Origin of the sequence: Streptomyces sp. NPDC020731, from assembly GCF_044334705.1 — a bacterium.
Lineage (GTDB): Bacteria > Actinomycetota > Actinomycetes > Streptomycetales > Streptomycetaceae > Streptomyces.
On record NZ_JBIRTN010000018.1, the window covers coordinates 120,242 to 138,021 of the forward strand.

20 protein-coding genes are annotated in these 17,780 nt (G+C 71.8%); 8 read left to right on the forward strand and 12 right to left on the reverse strand.

Annotation, left to right across the window (positions count from 1 at the left end):
* Positions 1-156: 156 nt before the first annotated feature.
* The 3 genes from dapF to miaA form a co-directional block, all read right to left on the reverse strand.
* Positions 157-1,026, reverse strand: a complete 870-nt coding sequence (gene dapF / locus ACH4VX_RS26355) for a diaminopimelate epimerase (protein ID WP_398370619.1) — start codon at positions 1,024-1,026, stop codon at positions 157-159.
* Positions 1,027-1,179: 153 nt separating this feature from the next.
* The gene (locus ACH4VX_RS26360; RefSeq protein ID WP_398370727.1) at positions 1,180-1,686 is read right to left on the reverse strand and encodes a hypothetical protein; all 507 of its coding nucleotides are present in this window, start codon (positions 1,684-1,686) and stop codon (positions 1,180-1,182) included.
* A 108-nt stretch (positions 1,687-1,794) separates the two neighbouring features.
* On the reverse strand, positions 1,795-2,733 hold the full coding sequence (gene miaA, locus ACH4VX_RS26365) for a tRNA (adenosine(37)-N6)-dimethylallyltransferase MiaA (protein WP_398370621.1): 939 nt from the start codon (positions 2,731-2,733) through the stop codon (positions 1,795-1,797).
* 182 nt (positions 2,734-2,915) lie between these two features.
* Between miaA and ACH4VX_RS26370 the strand changes: the two genes are divergently transcribed.
* Positions 2,916-3,185, forward strand: a complete 270-nt coding sequence (locus ACH4VX_RS26370) for a hypothetical protein (protein WP_398370622.1) — start codon at positions 2,916-2,918, stop codon at positions 3,183-3,185.
* Between the two features lie 23 nt (positions 3,186-3,208).
* Entirely contained in the window at positions 3,209-3,481 is a 273-nt protein-coding gene (locus tag ACH4VX_RS26375) for an antitoxin (protein ID WP_398370623.1), read from the forward strand.
* Positions 3,482-3,556: 75 nt separating this feature from the next.
* Here the strand turns inward: ACH4VX_RS26375 and ACH4VX_RS26380 are convergent, their stop codons facing one another.
* The 3 genes from ACH4VX_RS26380 to miaB are packed head-to-tail and all read right to left on the reverse strand — an operon-like array spanning position 3,557 to position 6,116.
* Positions 3,557-4,273 carry a class III extradiol dioxygenase subunit B-like domain-containing protein gene (locus tag ACH4VX_RS26380; protein WP_398370625.1) on the reverse strand — a complete coding sequence of 239 codons (717 nt, stop codon included), beginning with the start codon at positions 4,271-4,273 and terminating at the stop codon, positions 3,557-3,559.
* A gap of 42 nt (positions 4,274-4,315) precedes the next feature.
* On the reverse strand, positions 4,316-4,576 hold the full coding sequence (locus tag ACH4VX_RS26385) for a hypothetical protein (RefSeq protein ID WP_398370627.1): 261 nt from the start codon (positions 4,574-4,576) through the stop codon (positions 4,316-4,318).
* A 22-nt stretch (positions 4,577-4,598) separates the two neighbouring features.
* Entirely contained in the window at positions 4,599-6,116 is a 1,518-nt protein-coding gene (gene miaB, locus ACH4VX_RS26390; RefSeq protein ID WP_398370629.1) for a tRNA (N6-isopentenyl adenosine(37)-C2)-methylthiotransferase MiaB, read from the reverse strand.
* A 228-nt stretch (positions 6,117-6,344) separates the two neighbouring features.
* Between miaB and ACH4VX_RS26395 the strand changes: the two genes are divergently transcribed.
* Positions 6,345-6,623 (forward strand): hypothetical protein, encoded by a 279-nt coding sequence (locus ACH4VX_RS26395; protein ID WP_398370631.1) that lies wholly within the window; start codon positions 6,345-6,347, stop codon positions 6,621-6,623.
* A gap of 34 nt (positions 6,624-6,657) precedes the next feature.
* Here ACH4VX_RS26395 and ACH4VX_RS26400 read toward each other — a convergent pair whose 3' ends face one another.
* Complete coding sequence (locus ACH4VX_RS26400) at positions 6,658-7,644, reverse strand: LuxR C-terminal-related transcriptional regulator (RefSeq protein ID WP_398370633.1); 987 nt, start codon at positions 7,642-7,644, stop codon at positions 6,658-6,660.
* 151 nt (positions 7,645-7,795) lie between these two features.
* Between ACH4VX_RS26400 and ACH4VX_RS26405 the strand changes: the two genes are divergently transcribed.
* Both ACH4VX_RS26405 and ACH4VX_RS26410 read left to right on the forward strand, forming a co-directional pair.
* Positions 7,796-8,311: a hypothetical protein gene (locus ACH4VX_RS26405; RefSeq protein ID WP_398370635.1), complete on the forward strand. Its 516-nt coding sequence runs from the start codon at positions 7,796-7,798 to the stop codon at positions 8,309-8,311.
* 80 nt (positions 8,312-8,391) lie between these two features.
* Complete coding sequence (locus ACH4VX_RS26410) at positions 8,392-8,997, forward strand: response regulator transcription factor (protein ID WP_398370637.1); 606 nt, start codon at positions 8,392-8,394, stop codon at positions 8,995-8,997.
* Positions 8,998-9,110: 113 nt separating this feature from the next.
* Here ACH4VX_RS26410 and ACH4VX_RS26415 read toward each other — a convergent pair whose 3' ends face one another.
* From ACH4VX_RS26415 to ACH4VX_RS26430, 4 genes are all read right to left on the reverse strand, one after another.
* Positions 9,111-10,226, reverse strand: coding sequence for a 3-dehydroquinate synthase II family protein (locus ACH4VX_RS26415; RefSeq protein WP_398370639.1), 1,116 nt, complete (start codon positions 10,224-10,226; stop codon positions 9,111-9,113).
* Positions 10,198-11,172 (reverse strand): 2-amino-3,7-dideoxy-D-threo-hept-6-ulosonate synthase, encoded by a 975-nt coding sequence (locus ACH4VX_RS26420; protein ID WP_398370641.1) that lies wholly within the window; start codon positions 11,170-11,172, stop codon positions 10,198-10,200. Before ACH4VX_RS26420 ends, ACH4VX_RS26415 begins: the two co-directional genes overlap by 29 nt.
* Positions 11,169-12,839 carry a class I adenylate-forming enzyme family protein gene (locus ACH4VX_RS26425; RefSeq protein ID WP_398370642.1) on the reverse strand — a complete coding sequence of 557 codons (1,671 nt, stop codon included), beginning with the start codon at positions 12,837-12,839 and terminating at the stop codon, positions 11,169-11,171. The genes ACH4VX_RS26420 and ACH4VX_RS26425 overlap by 4 nt, the downstream gene beginning before the upstream one ends.
* A gap of 71 nt (positions 12,840-12,910) precedes the next feature.
* Positions 12,911-14,386: a multicopper oxidase family protein gene (locus ACH4VX_RS26430; protein WP_398370644.1), complete on the reverse strand. Its 1,476-nt coding sequence runs from the start codon at positions 14,384-14,386 to the stop codon at positions 12,911-12,913.
* A 244-nt stretch (positions 14,387-14,630) separates the two neighbouring features.
* Between ACH4VX_RS26430 and ACH4VX_RS26435 the strand changes: the two genes are divergently transcribed.
* The 3 genes from ACH4VX_RS26435 to ACH4VX_RS26445 all read left to right on the forward strand — a co-directional run bounded on the left by ACH4VX_RS26435 (position 14,631) and on the right by ACH4VX_RS26445 (position 16,737).
* The gene (locus tag ACH4VX_RS26435; RefSeq protein WP_398370646.1) at positions 14,631-16,187 is read left to right on the forward strand and encodes a SagB family peptide dehydrogenase; all 1,557 of its coding nucleotides are present in this window, start codon (positions 14,631-14,633) and stop codon (positions 16,185-16,187) included.
* Between the two features lie 174 nt (positions 16,188-16,361).
* The gene (locus ACH4VX_RS26440) at positions 16,362-16,532 is read left to right on the forward strand and encodes a thiazolylpeptide-type bacteriocin (RefSeq protein WP_366483035.1); all 171 of its coding nucleotides are present in this window, start codon (positions 16,362-16,364) and stop codon (positions 16,530-16,532) included.
* Between the two features lie 34 nt (positions 16,533-16,566).
* The gene (locus ACH4VX_RS26445; RefSeq protein WP_366483035.1) at positions 16,567-16,737 is read left to right on the forward strand and encodes a thiazolylpeptide-type bacteriocin; all 171 of its coding nucleotides are present in this window, start codon (positions 16,567-16,569) and stop codon (positions 16,735-16,737) included.
* A gap of 102 nt (positions 16,738-16,839) precedes the next feature.
* Here ACH4VX_RS26445 and ACH4VX_RS26450 read toward each other — a convergent pair whose 3' ends face one another.
* A complete protein-coding gene (locus ACH4VX_RS26450; protein ID WP_398370647.1) occupies positions 16,840-17,436 on the reverse strand; it encodes a DUF7010 family protein in 597 nt (198 codons plus the stop codon).
* Positions 17,437-17,780: the final 344 nt, after the last annotated feature.

Consider the following 17,780-nt stretch of genomic DNA (forward strand, 5'->3'; position numbering starts at 1 on the left):
TGAAACGGATCACCCCTTCGAGCGAAGGTCGACCGGGGCCCCTTTCACGCCATCGGGTCGGCGGGTCGGCATGATCTCGAAGGTGAACGCCCTTCCGACCCTTCGGATGCGATCATCAGACAGGCCGGAAGCCGCGATACTGAGCCCTCGCCCCGATCAGCGCAGGGCGTTCTCCAGCCACTCGGGCTCGATCACGCCCTCGGCGACGATCACCGCCGGGCCGGTCATCTCGATCTCGCCGTCGGGTCGTTCGGTGATCACGAGGGTGCCGCCGGGCACATCCACGGTGTACGTCGCCGGGGTGCCGGTGACATTCGGGTCGGCGCCGTCGCGGCGGGCGGTGGCCACGGCGACCGCGCACGCGCCCGTGCCGCAGGATCGGGTCTCGCCGGATCCGCGCTCGTGCACCCGCAGCGCCACGTGCCGCGGGCCGCGGTCGACGACGAACTCCACGTTCACGCCGTCCGGGTAGGCGGCGGCCGGGTCGAACGGGGGCGGGGTGAAGAGATCGCCCGCGTGGGCGAGGTCGTCCACGAAGGCCACGGCGTGCGGGTTGCCCATGTTCACGTTCCGCGCCGGCCAGCTGCGCCCGCCGACGCTCACGGTGACGTCGCCCTCGGGGAGCAGCGCCCGGCCCATGCCGACGGTGATGCCCCCCTCCTTGGCGATGTGCACGGTCTTCACGCCCCCACGCGTGGCGACCGCGATGTCACCCTCGGCCACATGTCCGGCGCGCTGGAGATAGCGCGCGAACACACGCACTCCGTTGCCGCACATTTCCGCGACCGAGCCGTCGCCGTTGCGGTAGTCCATGAACCACTCGGCCTCGGCCGCCATGGCCTCGGCCTCCGGGTGCGCCGCGGACCGCACCACGTGCAGCAGCCCGTCGCCGCCGATGCCCGCGCGGCGATCGCACAGGGCGGCGACGGCGGCCGGGGGGAGGTCGATGGCGTTCTCGGGGTCCGGGAGGATCACGAAGTCGTTCTCCGTGCCGTGGCCCTTGAGGAAGGTGATCCGCGTGCTCATTCCCCGATCGTACGAGAACACTCCGCCGGGGCGCTGAGGGGTGGTGCGGTGGTCGTCCCGTGCGGGCCGGTGGGAGTTGTCGCGCCCGCGCGGCGGAGCCGCGTAACGGCACGGCCCCGCGCTCCTTCGGGGCGCTGCCCTTGCCGTCTGCTTTCAGCGGAGCCTGGCCACTCTCCAGACCGCCAGGGCCACCACGGCGGCGAGCATCACGGCGTAGGCGGTCACGACCCGCCAGTCGGGTCTGCGTCCGGAGCCCCGGGGCGGCAGGCCCGGCCAGGTGGAGCCCACCCTGCGGGCGGCCATCATGCCCCAGCCGGCCGCGCAGGAGCAGATCAGCAGCCCCAGCATGGCGATCACGGCGCCGCTGTCGCCGAAGTCGAAGGCGAGCGGGAAGGCGAACATCAGGGAGCCGACCGCGGCCAGCCCGACGATGGGTGCGAGCTGCCAGATGCGCAGCCGGCGCTGTGGGCGCAGCTCGACCTCGACCTCTTCACCGCCCGCGAACATCTCGTCCGGCTCGGGGCCGTCGTCGGTCACGCCGCCCGGCGTCTCGTCCGGTCCGTCCGGACTGAGGCGGTCGGTCGTCTCCTGCTCCGGTGCACCCCGCTCGGTGGTGAGGTGCTCGGTGCCGTGTGCGGTGTCGCGAGGGCCGGCCTCCATCGCCACGCGCCCTCCCAACTAGGACTCCACTTGGTCGATCGAAGCTCGATGATGGCACGACGTCACAGGCCCGGATGACGGCCTGGGCGTCCCGATGCCATGACGTGATCAGGCTGTAACCGGTCGTTCGACCAACGACAACGCGAGCTGCGGAAGTTCCGTCAGGTCCACCGCGGCCCCACTCAACCAGTGCACCCGGGGATCGCGCCTGAACCATGAATCCTGACGGCGCGCGAAGCGCTTGGTGGCACGAACGGTCTCGTACCGCGCCTCCTCGAGGGTGCACTCCCCGGCGAGCGCCGCGAGCACCTGCTGGTAGCCGAGCGCGCGCGACGCCGTACGCCCCTGGCGCAACCCCCGCGCCTGGAGTGCGCGCACTTCCTCCACGAGACCGGCCTCCCACATCCGGTCGACCCGGCGGGCGATCCGCTCGTCCAGCTCGGGACGGGCCACGTCGACGCCGATCTGGAGGGTGTCGTAGACCGAGTCGTGGCCCGGGAGGTTGGCCGTGAAAGGTCTTCCGGTGATCTCGATGACCTCGAGCGCGCGGACGATGCGGCGGCCGTTGCCCGGCAGGATCACCCGCGCGGCCTCGGGGTCCGCCACGGCGAGACGGGCGTGCAGGGCGCCCGGGCCGCGCAGCGTGAGCTCCTCCTCCAGGCGGGCCCTGACCTCGGGGTCGGTGCCCGGGAACTCCAGGTTGTCGACGGCGCCGCGGACGTAGAGGCCGGAACCGCCGACGAGGACGGGCCAGCGGCCCTCGGCGAGCAGCGCGTCGATCCGCTCCCGGGCCAGCCGCTGGTACTCGGCGACGGACGCGGCGACGGTGACGTCCCAGATGTCGAGCAGGTGGTGCGGAACGCCGCCGCGCTCCTCGGGCGTCAGTTTGGCGGTGCCGATGTCCATCCCCCGGTAGAGCTGCATGGAGTCGGCGTTGACGACTTCGCCGCCGAGCCGCTGGGCCAGGAATACGCCCAGATCGGACTTTCCGGCCGCGGTGGGTCCGACGACGGCGATGACGCGGGGGGCGAGGGGTGCGCTGCTCACTGATCCAGTCTCGCAAACCTCCCGCCCGGCCCTCGAACGGGTTACGTGACGCGGCGGTCGCCGGGTCGTTGCCCGTTGCGAGGTTCCTGCCGCCGGATCACAGGGGCGGCGGCTCGGGTCACACGAACGGACGCACCGGGCAACGCGGGATTTCGCCCGCACGAGTAACGTATGGAGTTGATATGGGCGTTTTTGCACGGCTTTTTCGGAGGTCGAAGGCCACGGAGGAGACGCGGACCACCGAGGTCCGGACCGACGAAGCGGCGGCCGGGGCCGGCACGGAGAGCACGGCCGGGGCCGCGGAGCCGAAGGGGTCGGCCGGGGCGCCGGAGACCACCGGGCCGGCGGACGAGGAGGCCGGCGAGGTCACCGTCACCGACACCGTCGAGATCCCGAAGCAGCAGTCCGCCAAGGCGGCCGGCAGCGAGACCGGTGAGGGCGCCCGCACGTAGACGGCCGCGAGGGAAGGTACATCATGGGGCTCCTGGACAACCTGAAGGCCAGACTCGGCCCGGCCAAGGGCAAGGTCTCCGACCTCGCGCACCAGCACGAGGACAAGATCCAGCACGGCCTCGACAAGGCCGCGCGGACCGTCGACGAGCGGACCAAGGGCAAGTACAGCGACCGGATCCAGACGGGTACGGGCAAGGCCAAGGGTGCCGTGGACCGACTCGCGCACAAGAACGACCCCGGCTCGGGCGCGGGCGGCACGACCACGCCGCCGGCCGGGCCGCCGCCCACTTCCTGAGCGGCACACCGACGGACGGCCGCGGAGCACGCCGAGGGCTCCCGGCCGTCCGCCGTGTTCTCCCCGCGGTGGCGCCTACGACCAGGTGGCCACGAGGTAGCCGACCCCGTAGGGGGCGTCCTCGTAGAGCAGCGCGCCTTCCAGGTCCGGGTTTCCGGCCGCCGCGCCGGCGAGTACCTGCCAGGGGGCCCGGCCGGACACCTTCAGCTCGCGCGCCAGTCCGGTGTCCAGTGCGCGCAGGGCCCCGGTGTCGGCCGCGCCCAACGCGCGCACGAGTTCCGCGTCGAAGGGGGCCGCGCGCTCGTCGAGGTAGCCGGGCGCCTTGAGCGTGCGGCACGCGGCGGCGTCGCCCATCACCAGCAGCGCGACCCGCTCCGCCCGGCCGGCGACGGCCTCCCCCACCTCGGCGCACCGCTCGGCCGTGAGGGCCTCCCCCACGGCCACTCCCTCCACAGGGGCGCCCGCCCACCCGGTGCGGCCCAGCAGCCAGGCGCCCACGGCCAGTCCGTACGGCAGCTCCCGCCCGGTCGGCGCGCCCCTGTCCGGACCCAGCCGTACGTCCAGGCCGACGCCGAAGCCCCGGAAGGATCCCGGGGCGCCCTCCGGGTAGGTCTCGGGCCCGGCACCGTCCCCCGGCCCGACGACCACGAGCAGATCGGGCCGGGCGGCGGCGAGCACACCCAGCGCGTCCGTGCACGCGGCCCGCGCGGTGTCCAGCTCGGGGGCGGCCCCTGTGGCGACCTCCGGCACGAGCAGCGGCGGGCACGGGCAGACTGCGGCGGCGACAAGCATGATCAACAGCCTACTGCGGCGGCCCGGAACGGCATCGCCGCCTCACGGGCCGTCCGTGCTCCGGACGCGCTCTGCGAGGCTGTATCGCAGGTGGTGGGTGCCCGGTCCGCCCTTGATCTCCACGTAGTACGCGTCGTCGTCCACGCGGTACGCCTCTCGGCGCCGTTGCATCAGCCCTCCGGTGAACCGGTGCGTGCACGCCGTCTCGTACAGCCTGCGGCGTGCCTCCTCGCGCGTGCCTCCGGAATGTGCGACCGGCTGGGGCCTGTCGTGCAGCTCCTCCACGACGCCCCAGTGAGCCATGTGTCCCCCTGCCCCGGTTCGGTCAGTCGACGGCGCAGCCCCCGGTGGCCGCCGGCAGTGGCTCGGGCACGCCCACCTTGGGCAGGCCGAGCAGCACGCCCGCGGGCTGCGCCGCCTTCTCGGTGTTCCGCTTCTCCCAGGCGTCCCCCGCGCGGGTGCGGCGCACGCCGAGCACCGCGCCCTCGGCGAGGAGGTGGTGCGGGGCGGCGTACGTGATCTCCACGGTGACCACGTCGCCGGGGCGCACCTCCTGCTCCGGCTTGGTGAAGTGCACCAGGCGGCTGTCGGGGGCGCGGCCGGAGAGGCGGTGGGTGGCGCCGTCCTTGCGGCCCTCGCCCTCGGCGACCATCAGCTCCAGGGTGCGGCCGATCTGCTTCTTGTTCTCCTCCCAGGAGATCTCCTCCTGGAGGGCGACGAGACGCTCGTACCGCTCCTGGACGACCTTCTTGGGGATCTGGCCGTCCATCTCTGCGGCCGGGGTGCCGGGACGCTTGGAGTACTGGAAGGTGAACGCCTGCGCGAAGCGGGCCTCGCGGACGACGTGCAGGGTCTGCTCGAAGTCCTCCTCGGTCTCGCCGGGGAAGCCCACGATGATGTCGGTGCTGATCGCCGCGTGCGGGATGGCGGCGCGGACCTTCTCGATGATCCCGAGGTAGCGCTCCTGCCGGTAGGAGCGGCGCATCGCCTTCAGCACCGGGTCGGAGCCGGACTGCAGGGGCATGTGCAGCTGCGGCATCACGTTGGGCGTCTCGGCCATGGCGGCGATGACGTCGTCGGTGAAGTCGCGCGGGTGCGGCGAGGTGAACCGGACGCGCTCCAGGCCGTCGATCTTCCCGCAGGCCCGCAGCAGCTTGCTGAACGCCTCGCGGTCGCCGATGTCGGACCCGTACGCGTTGACGTTCTGGCCGAGCAGGGTGATCTCGGAGACGCCCTCGGCGACCAGGGCCTCGATCTCGGCGAGGATGTCGCCGGGGCGGCGGTCCTTCTCCTTGCCGCGCAGCGCGGGGACGATGCAGAAGGTACAGGTGTTGTTGCAGCCGACGGAGATGGAGACCCAGGCCGCGTAGGCGCTCTCGCGCCGGGTGGGCAGCGTGGAGGGGAACGCCTCCAGCGATTCGGCGATCTCGACCTGCGCCTCCTCCTGCACGCGGGCGCGCTCCAGGAGGACGGGCAGCTTGCCGATGTTGTGCGTGCCGAAGACGACGTCGACCCAGGGCGCCCGCTTGACGATGGTGTCACGGTCCTTCTGCGCGAGGCAGCCGCCGACCGCGATCTGCATGCCGGGGCGGCTCGCCTTCTTCGGGGCGAGGTGGCCGAGATTGCCGTACAGCTTGTTGTCGGCGTTCTCGCGGACGGCGCAGGTGTTGAAGACGACGACGTCCGCGTCGCCGTCGGCGCCCTCTGGGGCGCGGACGTAGCCCGCGTCCTCCAGCAGCCCGGACAATCGCTCGGAGTCGTGGACGTTCATCTGGCACCCGTAGGTGCGTACTTCATAGGTGCGCGTGCCGCCCACTGACTGGCTCCGGTCGATGCTGCTCATGCCCCTAAGGGTAGGCGGTGCCGCGGAACGCCCCGCCGCGTGGGCAACTCCCTGCCAGGCAGCTTCCTGGCCTGGCCGGATGCGGACAGCGGGGGTGGCGTGATGGTTCTCTCTTAGCAGCGGCCGGAAAGCACGGGGAACGCGGACCGGCCCGGGGGAGCTGAAAGCACCACTGGCTCCATGCGCATCGTCGCAACGGCATGACTCACGCATGGAATGGAGACCAGCATGATCCGTACCGACCGTTGTACCGCGGCCACCGTCCTCGCCACCGCCGTCCTGGCGGCCGTCGCCTGGGCGGTGCCCGCCCAGGCCGCCGGCGCGGCCGAGCGGGGGTCGGCGGCCACCACTCAGGACTTCGTGTGGCCCGCCCCGCCGGCCCACCGGCCCGACGACTTCACGTGGCCGGCCCCGCCCGTGCCCCACCCGGACGACTTCACGTGGCCCGCGCCGCCCGCGCCCCGGCCGGACGACTTCGTCTGGCCCGCGCCGCCGGTCCGGCCGTGACCGCTCTGCCGGGCGGGGCGCCGGACGCCGCGTCTCAGACCCACTGCCGGCGAGCCGCCTGCACGCCCGCCTCGAACCTGCTGGAGGCGCCGAGCCGCTCCATCAGCTCGGCCATGATCCGCCGCTCCGTGCGCACCCCGATCCCGAGCGTCCGGGCGACCGCCTCGTCGGTGAGGCCGGTGGCCAGGAGCTGGAGCAGTTTGCGCTCCTGCGGGGTGAGCCCGTGGGCGTCGTCCTTGACGGAGGCGTCCTGATGGAACGGGGTCGCGTGCTCCCAGTACGCCTCGAACAGCGCCCGCATGGCGAGCACCACGGGCGGGCTGCCGAACAGCAGCGCCGAGGGACCCGTCTGACCGGGCAGTCCCGCCACCACCGCGGTGGTCGTGTCGACGATCAGCAGGCGCATCGGCAGGGTCGGGGACGTACGGATCTCGCTGTCGTGGTCGGCCATCCACTGGGCGTGTTCCCTGGTCACCCGGTCGTTGGTGATGCTGTCGAGGTAGATCGAACGGAACCGGACCCCGCGGGCGAGCGCCCGTTCGTTCAGCGGGCGGGCCGCCTCGATCGACTCCGCGGTCAGTCCGCCCACGGGGTGGAACGCCAGGACCTCGTGCCGGCACCCCTCGGCCAGGGCCTCCAGACGGATGCGGATGTCGTCGACGTCGTCGAGCTCCTCGATGCCGTCGGGACCGGACCGGCTCGACGCCGTGTACTCGGCGGCGAGCGCCGCCAGCGCGGCCCGGTTCTGCTCGATGCGCTGCTGCCGGTAGGCCAGTTCGTCCTGTTCCCGCTGGAGCAGGACCTTCAGGCCCAGCGACGGGTTCACCGCGCGCAGCGCTCCGGGCGAGTCCCGGGACGGGGCGAGGAGGGACAGCTCGGACAGCTGGGCGAGTGCCTCCTCCACCTCGTCGGCGGCGATGCCGAGGAGGGCGGCGAGTCTGTCCGGATCGTGTTCCTTGTGGAACAGGATCGCGCGGTAGACGGCAAGCGTTCGCTGACCGAGTGGAGATACGTCTTCCACGTGGTGTTTCCCCCTTGAACCACATGTCCGGACCGGGCACCGCGCCGAGTCGGACGTCTGCGGCACGGCACGGGGGAGGCACCGCGCGCCCGGCGAAGCATCCCCCGTAGATCCTTCACGTTCTCGCCACGCTACCTGCTCAGGAGTTCCGGTGTCGCACACAGTCGCGTTTGTCGTCCCTCCGTTGAACGGCTGTGTCGTGCTCGTCATAGACGCGACCACCGGGGCCGGCCGCAGTGTGGCCACCCGGCTGAGCGCGGCGGGCGCGGCGGTGGCGGTGGTCGGCGCGGGGCATCCGGGACGCGACGACGACGCGGCCACCAACGCGGCGTTCCTCTGCAAGGAACTGGCCGACATCGGACTGGTCGCGCTCCCCTATCAGGTGGATGTCACGCGGCCGGAGACACTGCGCGCCCTGCCCCGCCAGATCGCCGGCGATCTCGGCCCGGTGGCCGCGTGCGTCGTGGTCGTCCCGCCGGGTCCCGGCAGCGGTGGCCTGGCCCGGGACTTCCGCGCCGTCTCGGCCGTCGTCGCGGCGTCCCTGCCGGCCGGGGCCGAGCACATCGAGATCGACACGGAGCACTACGACGCCGGTCACGGGCGGGCGGTCCAGTCGGTCGCGGACCGGCTGATCGAGCGGTTCACCCGCTCGCACGAGAGCCACTGACGGTCCGCCGCACACGGCACGCGGGCCCCGGGCCCGATTTCCACGAGTCTTCTCACCGTTCGTCCGCACGGGGGTTCAGCATGTCGATACGGGTAGTCGTCGCAGGTGATCACCAACTCGTCCTGGAGGCCTTCGCCGAGACGCTCAACGGCGTCGACGGACTGGAGGTGGTCGGGCTGGCCACGGCGTGCGACGCCGTGCTGCCGGCGGTGGAGCGGCACCGGCCCACCGTCCTGCTGCTCGGCGAGTCCACGATGGCCGGCAAGGCGCTGCGCGTCGCCACCGACGTACGCAGTCACCATCCCAAGTGCGGGGTCGCGCTGGTGGTGGGAGCGGCCACGCCGTCGGTGGTGGACCGGGCCGTGGCGGCCGGCGCGCTCGGTGTCGTACCGAAGAACGCCCGGCTGCCCCAGCTGGTGACGACGCTGATGGGGGTGGCGGGCGGCTGTCTGACCGTCGACCCGTCGCTGCTGCGGCCGGTGGCGGTCGGGGAGACGATGCTGAGCGTGCGGGAGGTGGACGTGCTGCGGCTGACGGCCGGCGGGGCGACCGTGAAGGAGATCGCGGGAGAGCTGTACCTGGCGGCGGGCACCGTACGCAATCTGACGTCGGCGGCCATCAAGAAGCTCGGGGGACGCAACCGGTTCGACGCGGCGCGCATCGCCGGGGAACACGGGCTGTTGTGAGCGGACGCGCGCCTGCCCCGGCACGGTGGGTGCCGGGGCGGGGCGGGATGGTGCGCCTGCTCGTCACGCTCGTGCGGGCACGGGCGCGACGGGTGTGCGGGGCCGGGCCGGACTCACTTCTCCAGGCAGAACTCGTCGATCGGGTACCCGACGTGGCGGTCCGCCGTCGGCAGGTGCCCGAGGATCGTGTCGCCCGGCTTGAGTTCGGTGGAGTTGAGGACCGCCGCGCCCGGGCCGAGGACCCGTACGTGCCAGTCGTCCTGCAGGATCAGGTTGACCGTCTGCCCGCTCGGGGCCACCGCGTCGATGGAGATGAGCGGGCGGGTCTCTATCTTGACCCGGCCGACGCTGACCGGACGGGTGCGGCCCTTGGTGTCGACGGCCAGCACCTTGCTGCCGGCGTGGAGTTCGCTCAGGTAGTGGGTGCGGCCGCCCTGCGAGACGGTGTACGAGTGCAGGGCACCGGCGTTGACCCGGAACGGGCGGGTCGGCATGTACGGCAGCGGGTGGGTCTCGCTGACGCACAGCACCATGCCCTTGGAGTGCGAACCGACCAGGATGCCCTCGTCCTTGCGGAAGTGGGTCGTGGTGTCGACGCAGGCCCGCTCGCCCATGCCGATGTGGGTGGTGCGGGTGACGGTCAGCTCCACCAGGCCGATCTCGCCGCCGCGGGCGCTGGCGGCGGTGCGCAGCGCGGTGGCGTCACCGACCGTGTTGGCCCGCATGAGCACGCCGTCGGAGCCGAGTTCGAGGACGCCGTAGACGATCTCGGCCTCCTCGGTGTTGGAGGCGGTGGTGATGATCGAGCCGGGCGCGCCGGTGGCCGCCGCGATCACGATCTCGAGCGGGATCTTGGTGGGATCGCGGAAGTCGAGGACGCTCCACGGCTCCAGACGCGCCGCGAGGCAGGCGTCCTCGAGCGTGTCGGCGTCGACGATCTCCACGTACCGCCCGAACTCGGCGTCCGGGTGGGCCTCCTGGAGCTCGGCGCGCCCCTCCCGGGGGCCCGGCACGACCACCAGGTCGGCGGCGCCGAGGTCGGCGGGGACGGCGTCGGTGCCGTCCTCGAAGAGCAGGATCTTGCGGACGGTGGGGGGCAGACCGGCGAAGACGGCCGGGTCTGCGGCGACGATGCCGTCGATGCGCTGGTGCAGGGCCTCTTCGAGGACGGCTTCGGTGGCGTTGCCGGCGCCTCGGATGTCAAGCCAGCACAGTTTTACGTCCGTCATGGTGCGGACCTCCTGTCGGATGTGAAAGGTCGGAGAGGTGGTGGGTGTTCTCGGGGAAGGCGCCGGACGCCGCCAGGGGCGCCGGGTCGTCCAGATGGTCGGGGGTCAGCCGTTCGTCCCGGTGGGCGCCGGCCCGGGCGGGGAGGGCGACCGCGCCGAAGTGCTGCTCCGGGAAGTGGTGGACCAGCCGGGCCACCTTGGAGGCGAGCCTGCGGGGATCGGCGGCCCGGAAGATGTTGCGGCCCATCGCCACCCCGCCCGCGCCGCCGGCCAGGGCGTCGCGGACATAGGCGAGGACGTCCTCCTCGGTGGGCATCGCGGGACCGCCCGCGACCAGCACGGGCACCGGACAGGCGGCGGTCAGGTCGAGCATCTCCGCGGTCGAGCCGAGGAAGACGGTCTTGACCAGGTCCGCGCCCAGGTCGGAGGCGACGGTGACGGCGTGCGCCACCAGCTGCGGGTCGCGCGGATCGGTGACCCGCGGACCGCGCGGGTACACCATGGCGAGCAGCGGCAGGTTCCACCGGTCGCAGGCGTCGGCGATCCGTCCGAGGTCGCCGATCTGCTGCCGCTCGTCGTCCGAACCGACGTTGACGTGGACGCTCACCGCGTCCGCGCCGAGCCGGAGCGCCTCCTCGACCTCGGTCACCACGTACTTGGCGTCGGGGTCGTGCGCCTGGCCGGTGGACGCGTTGAGATGGATGATCAGAGACATCGCGGCGAACCGCTCCGGGCTGATGTGGCGGACGCTGCCCTTGTGCACGACGACCGCGTCCGCGCCGCCGGCGGCGAGCTGTCCGGCGAGCTGGTCGAGGGTCGTGCCCCGGGGCACCACGGGCCCGTCGCTGATCGAGTGGTCGAGAGGGGTGATCATCAGGCCGGCCGTGCTGTGGCGGTAGAGCCGCCGCAGCCGCAGTGACCTGGCGAAGTGGCCGAATCCGGTCATGGAGTGCCCTTTCTGTTGCGCGGATCGGTGCGCCGGCGGGCGTGGTGTCCGGGCGGGCCGTCCACCTCGGCGCCGGTGTCGGGTGGGCCGGTGCCGCGCGCCTCGGCGGCGGGCGGGGGTACCGCGCGCACCGGTGCGGTCGCGCCGCGCAACCGCGTCCGGTCGGGTTTGCCGGACGGCGTGAGCGGCAGTTCGGGCCAGACGGAGACGCTGACCGGGGCGTGCTCCGGGGTGAGCGTCGCCGCGACGTAGCCCCGCAGGTCGCAGGAGGTGTGCCCGGCGCCCGAGTACAGTTCGACGGCGGCGTGCACCTGCTCCACGAGGTCCTCGTCCCGGACGCCGAACACCGCGGCCTGGCGCACCTGGGGGTGCCGGAGCAGCGCCGCCTCGATGGCGGCCGGGTCGAGCTTGAGGCCGCCGTGCTTGATGACGTCGCCCACCCGGCCGTCCAGCCGCAGATAGCCGTACGCGTCCCAGTGCCCGAGGTCGCCGGTGCGCAGCCAGCCGTCGCGGTACGTGTCGGCGGTCAGCTCCTCGTCGTCCAGGTAACCGGCGGACACCGTCGGCGAGTCGATCCAGATCTCGCCGCTCCGCCCGCGCCCCAGCGGGGTGCCGGTGCCGGGCGTGCGGATCTCCACCCGCACCCAGGGGAAGGGCCGGCCGACCGAGCCGAGCAGTTCGGGCTCCCGGTGGTCCAGCGGGGTGAGACAGCTGATGCCGCCGGCCTCCGTGGTGCCGTACACCTGGATCAGTACGTCCCCGAAGATCCGCACCGCGTCGCGGACCCGTTCGGGGGCGGCCGGTGTGCCGCTGTAGGTGATGCGGCGCAGCGACGACAGGTCGTACGACGTGACCAGCGGATGGTCGAGCAGCCGGTACAGGTGCGGAACGGCCAGGTAGGCGTCGGTGACCCGGTGTTCGGCGATGGCCGCCAGGGTGGCGTCGGCGTCGAACTCGTCGTGGAGCACCACCGTGCCGCCCCCGCACAGCACGGCGTCGGCCATCGGCGCGGTCGTGTGGCTGACCGGGGTGACGGAGAGCAGCGTGGCCGGGCCCCGTGGATCGAGGCCGTCGGCGAGGCGTTCGACGAGGTGTTCACGGGTGCCGTGGCGCTGCGCCACCATCTTCGGCCGGCCGGTGCTGCCGCTGGTGAAGTCGACGACGGACAGGTCCTCGGGCCGGGGCGGCGGCGCCGGTGGCACGGTGTCGTGCCCGTCCGCCGTGCGAGGGATCGCCCGCACGGTGAGTCCGGGCCGCCGTCGGGCCAGCCATCTGCCGCGGGCCGCGCTCTCCTCGTCCGCCTCGTCCACCAGCAGCAGCGGCACCGCGAGGTCCCGCAGCAGTTCGGTCTGGGTGGCGAGGGAGAAGGTCTCGGTGTCCGTGCGCGGGTTCATCGAGCGGACGTACACCGAGGTCGCGCCGAGCAGGTGCACGGCGTAGCGGGCGCTGAGCATCAGCGGGTGGTTGGGGCCGGTCAGGATCGCCACCGTGGTGCCGGGGCCGACCCGCAGGGAGCGCAGCAGGGCGGCGCTGCCCAGGAGGGACGCGCGCAGCTCCCCCGCCGTCACGGCCGCGTCGGGCCGGTGCACGACGACCCGGGTGGGGTCGCGTTCCAGCGCGGCGAGCAGCCGGCGGGCGTAGGGGCGCGCAAGGGTTCCGGTGGTCATGGTCCTCCTCTCTTTTCGTCGGGAATTCGTCGGAAACGCGTCGGGAACACGTCGGGAAATCGCCAGGAAGGTCAGGAGATCTTCATCTGCGCCATCATTCCCATCGCGCTGTGGTCGATCATGTGGCAGTGATACGGATAGACACCGCGGTGCGAATCGAAGGTCAGCTGGAGTTTCGCCGTCTGTCCGGGAAAGAGCAGCACGGTGTCCTTCCATCCGGTCTCGGCCGGATACGGCGGCTGCCCGTCACGTTCGAGGATTCTGAACTGCACCAGATGCGTGTGGAAATTGTGCGGAACGCTGGTGCTCTTGTTGGTGACCGTCCACACCTCGGTGCTGCCCCACTCGACGTGCGTGTCGATGCGGTCCGGGTCGAAGGTCTTCCCGTTGATGTACGCCTGGTGGCCTCCGGTGCCCGGCTCGTCCATGTTCAGTTCGAAGGCGCGCTCCACGGTGGCCTTCGGCAGGGCCGGCAGCGTGGCGAGGGTGTCCGGGACCCGGCTGCGGTCGGGGGTCCGCCCACCGATGTCGAACCGCATGACCTGACCGACGAGTTCGGTGGGGCCGGGGCCCAGCATGTTGGCGAGGGTGAGCCGGGTTCCGGGCGCGTACTTCGAGAAGTCGGCGACGAAGTCGATGCGTTCGCCGGGCGACAGGACCAGCACCGGTGTCTCGGCGGGGGCGGCGAGCAGCCCGCCGTCCGTGCCGATCTGCTGCACGGGGTGTTGCGTGGCGGAACCGTCCGACAGCGCCAGGACGAAGATGCGCAGGTTGCACGAGTTGACCAGCCGGAAGCGGTACTTGCGGGCCTCGACCTCCAGGTACGGCCAGGGCCGGCCGTTGACCAGGATCGTCGTGCGGTTCTGCGCGTCGTCCATCGTGTGGACCATGGCGGCGTTGCCGTCGAGGTCCGCGTCCCTCAGCACCAGGGGGATGTCGTACTTCCCGGACGGCAGCCCGAGCCGGTCCTCCTCGGGGTCGCGCAGCAGGTACAGCCCGGACAGTCCCCGGTAGACGTGCTCGGACTCCATGTGGTGCGCGTGGTCGTGCATCCACAGGGTGGCGCCGGGCTGCCGGTTCTCGTACACGTAGGTACGCCTGCGCCCCGGCGCGATCGTGTCCATCATCCCGCCGTCGTGCTCCACCGGGTTGTTGCCGCCGTGGAGGTGCACCGACGTCGGCATGTCCAGCGCGTTGACGTGCCGGACCACCGTCCTGCGGCCGGTGCGGGCGCGGATGGTGGGGCCGGTGAAGGAGCCGTTGTACGTCAGGACGTCGGTACGGGTGCCGGGCAGGATCTCCGCGCTCGCACGGCGCATGGTGATGTCGTAGTAGTCGGCGTGTCTGGTTCTGCGGTACGGGGCCAACACCGGCGGCACGGTCAACGGCACCGCGAACGGCTCGACCGCCGGGGCCGCCGTCGCGGCGACCGGGACGGTGGCCGGCCCGCCCGCGGTGAGCGTCTTGAACAGCCCGCCCGCCGCGCCGACCGCCCCGACGGCGCCGGTGGTCATACCGAGACGTATCGCATGTCGACGAGTGAGCACGGAAATGTCCTTCTGTCGTTGGGGACGGCGGTCGTTGAATTCCTGTTCCGAGCATGCGCTCGGGGCGTCGATTGTCCGAGCGGAGACGGTCCGTCCCTGTCATGTGTCACGTATTCCATGACCTCGGTCACGAACGGGAATGGTGACTGTCATGCGGTGCGGCCGGCCGGGGCGGAGAGGGTGTAGCGGGCGTCAGAGTGGGTTTCGCCGAGTTCTTCCAGAGAATCCCCAGACGGAGGCCCTGATGATTTCCGTGTCCACGGAGAAACCGCCCGAGCTCGCGGCCCGCGCGCTGCGTACGGACGTGCGGATCACGTTCGACGACACCGCGGACACGGCGGTGCTGCGCGGCCCCGACACCTCACTCGTGCTGCGCCCGGTGCGCGGCGGGCTGCGCACCGTACTGCGCCGGCTGGCCGAGGGCCCGGTGCCGTACGAGGAGTTGTACGAGGGGTTCGACGGCACCGCGCGGGAGCGGGCCGACGCCGTGTTGGTGCGGGCCGGCCACCTGCTGGCGTACAGCGTGCTCACGCACGACGAGCCGCCGCTGCGGCGGGAGTTGGTGCGGCTGGAGCCGACGGCCCGGGACGCCGGGCACCGTACGGCGGCCGTGCCCGCCGACGCCCGGGTCCGCCTGTCGCGGTTCGCCCTCTGCCGTACGCGCGGGGGCGTGCTCGTGCTGGAGTCCCCGCTGGTGAAGTTCCGTGCCGTGCTCGCCGACCGTGCCGCCCGTGAGCTCGTCGCCGCGCTGGGGCAGCCGGGTCCGGCGGTCCGGGCCGGTGAGGACACCGGGCTGAGCGGGGCGGAGACGCTCACGGTCCTGGCCCATCTCGTCGGCACCGGCTTCGTCGAACTCGCCGCCCCGGACGGCACCTTCGCGTCCGACACCGAGCCGGTGCTGCGCCAGTGGGACTTCCACGACCTGCTGTTCCACTCACGCGTCCGGTCCGGCCGTTTCGACGAGAGCTTCGGCGCGGCCTACCCCTACCGGGGCCAGATCGACCCGCTGCCTGCCGTGAAACCGGCGCCGGACGGCCCCGTGACGGAGCTGTACCGCCCGGCGCGTGAGGACATCGACGCCCGTGACCCGTCCCTGACCGCCGCCGTCGAGGGGCGTCGGTCCCACCGCGTCTTCGGCGAACGGGCGCTGACGGCGCGCGAGCTGGGCGAGTTCCTGTACCGGGTGCAGCGGGTGCGCGTCCATCGCACGCCCGGCCCCGGCGAGGACGAGGTGGTCTCGCGGCCCTATCCGGCCGGGGGCTCGCTCCACGAACTGGAGCTGTACGTCACGGTGCTGCGCTGTGAGGGAGTCGCACCGGGCGTCTACCACTACGACTCGTACGCACACCGCCTGGTCCTCGTCAGCGAGGCGGAGGAGGACCGGCGGGCGCTGCTGGGCGTGGCGTCCCGGTCCGTCGGGTTCGACGTGCGTCCGGCCGTGCTCCTCACGGTGACCTCGCGGTTCCAGCGCATGGCGTGGAAGTACCGGGCCATGGCGTACGCGACGACGCTGCGGCACACCGGTGTGCTCTACCAGACCATGTACCTGGTCGCGACGGCGATGGGGCTGGCGCCCTGCGGGCTGGGCAACGGCGACGCCGACCTGTCCGCCCGTGTGCTGGGCCTGGACTACCTGCGGGAGTCCTCGGTCGGCGACTTCCTGCTGGGCACGCCGGCGCCCGGTTCCGCGCTGCCCGCCGAGCCGGGCGATGAATGGCACATGGTGAACAGCCCCGAATGGGCACTTCCGGTGGCCCTCGACGAAAAGCCGGGCACCGGGAAAACGTCATCCGGGCCGTGATAAATGTCAGCCGACACCCGCAGGGGCTGGCGCAGGGGTGAGTGGCCGAGCAATATGGATGCCACAGCCCGACGGAAAAGAAAAACATTCCGGAAGGTATCCGGGAGTAATCCCGGAGTATGAATCCTCGGGAATTCCATCCAGGAGCTCCTGAATCGACGGAAGGACCACGACATGACCGCCAAGGACATCAAGAACGACGCCGACACCGCGTTCGAGGGCTTCGACGCCGACGAGCTGGAGACCCTCGAGGTCGCCGACGGCGTGGCGCTCCCCGAGATGGGCGCCTCCAGCGGCTCGATCGGCACCTCCTCCTCGTCCTCCAGCACCTGCTCGGCCTGCTGAACCACTCACCCACGGATCCCGGAAGGACCACGACATGACCGCCAAGGACATCAAGAACGACGCCGACACCGCGTTCGAGGGCTTCGACGCCGACGAGCTGGAGACCCTCGAGGTCGCCGACGGCGTGGCGCTCCCCGAGATGGGCGCCTCCAGCGGCTCGATCGGCACCTCGTCCTCCTCGTCCAGCACCTGCTCGGCCTGCTGAAGGCGCGTGAGCGCCTGAGCACGACCGTGTGAACGCACAAGGATGCGCCAACCGGCCCCGGGCCGGTCGGCACATCCTTGCGTTCGTTTCCGGGGCGGTCCGTCAGCCCCGTACGGCCAGGTGGTACGCGGAGGCCCAGAGCACCGCCGCACAGGCCAGGCCCACCACGACCAGCACGCTCTCGTCCGACATACCGGCCACGACCAGCACGGCACCCACGACCGCCACGGCGGTCATCAGTCCGGCCGTCCACCGGTACTGCCACTGGTCGTACAGGCGCGCGAGCGGGAAGAAGTGCAGCCCCACCACGAGGGCGATGCCGACCGGGATGAGCTCGGGGCGGCCGGAGGCGTTGGAGCCGGCGATGACGGCGAAGACGGCCAGCACCTCGATGCCGTTGACGACACCCACCCCGCGCGCCCAGTTCTCCGGGAGGCTCACCATCCGGGGCGAGGGCGCGGCGTCCTTGCGGTGCCCCAGGTAGAGCGCCGCCGCGGTGACCACGAGGGCCGCCACTTCTATGGACACCGGCACGACATCCGTCGCCGAACCGGTTCCGGAGGCCCCGGCGAAGGCCCACACCAGGGCGAACAAGGAGAGCACGAGGGTTCCTCGGCGTCGCAGTTTCCGGGTGAGTTCCAGGCACTCGGCGTCCGTGGCGGACGGGGTCGGGCCGGCGGTGGGGGGAGTAGGCGTCATTGGCGGAGAGTACAACGATCATCGCGACCGCCAGACGTTTTCCGGCCAGTCCGCCGGCCGACTCAAGCGGAATTGATCATTCCGAGACTTCGCCACGAAGAGCACGCCTCCCGGTCTTCCTCGGAAAAGGACGTGCGATGTCACGAGAACCGTGACGTATGTAAGCCGCCACCCCTTCTCCACTTCCGCCGCGCATTCCGGGCGCCAATGATGTGGAGCACATTCTCTGATTCATTCCCTGATTCATTTCCCGTTCGTCTCGGAAGGTGCGAAGGACATGGTGGTTGACGCTCCGGAGCGTATTGCCGTGAGGCCGGATTCCGCCGACCTGACGGGGGTACGAC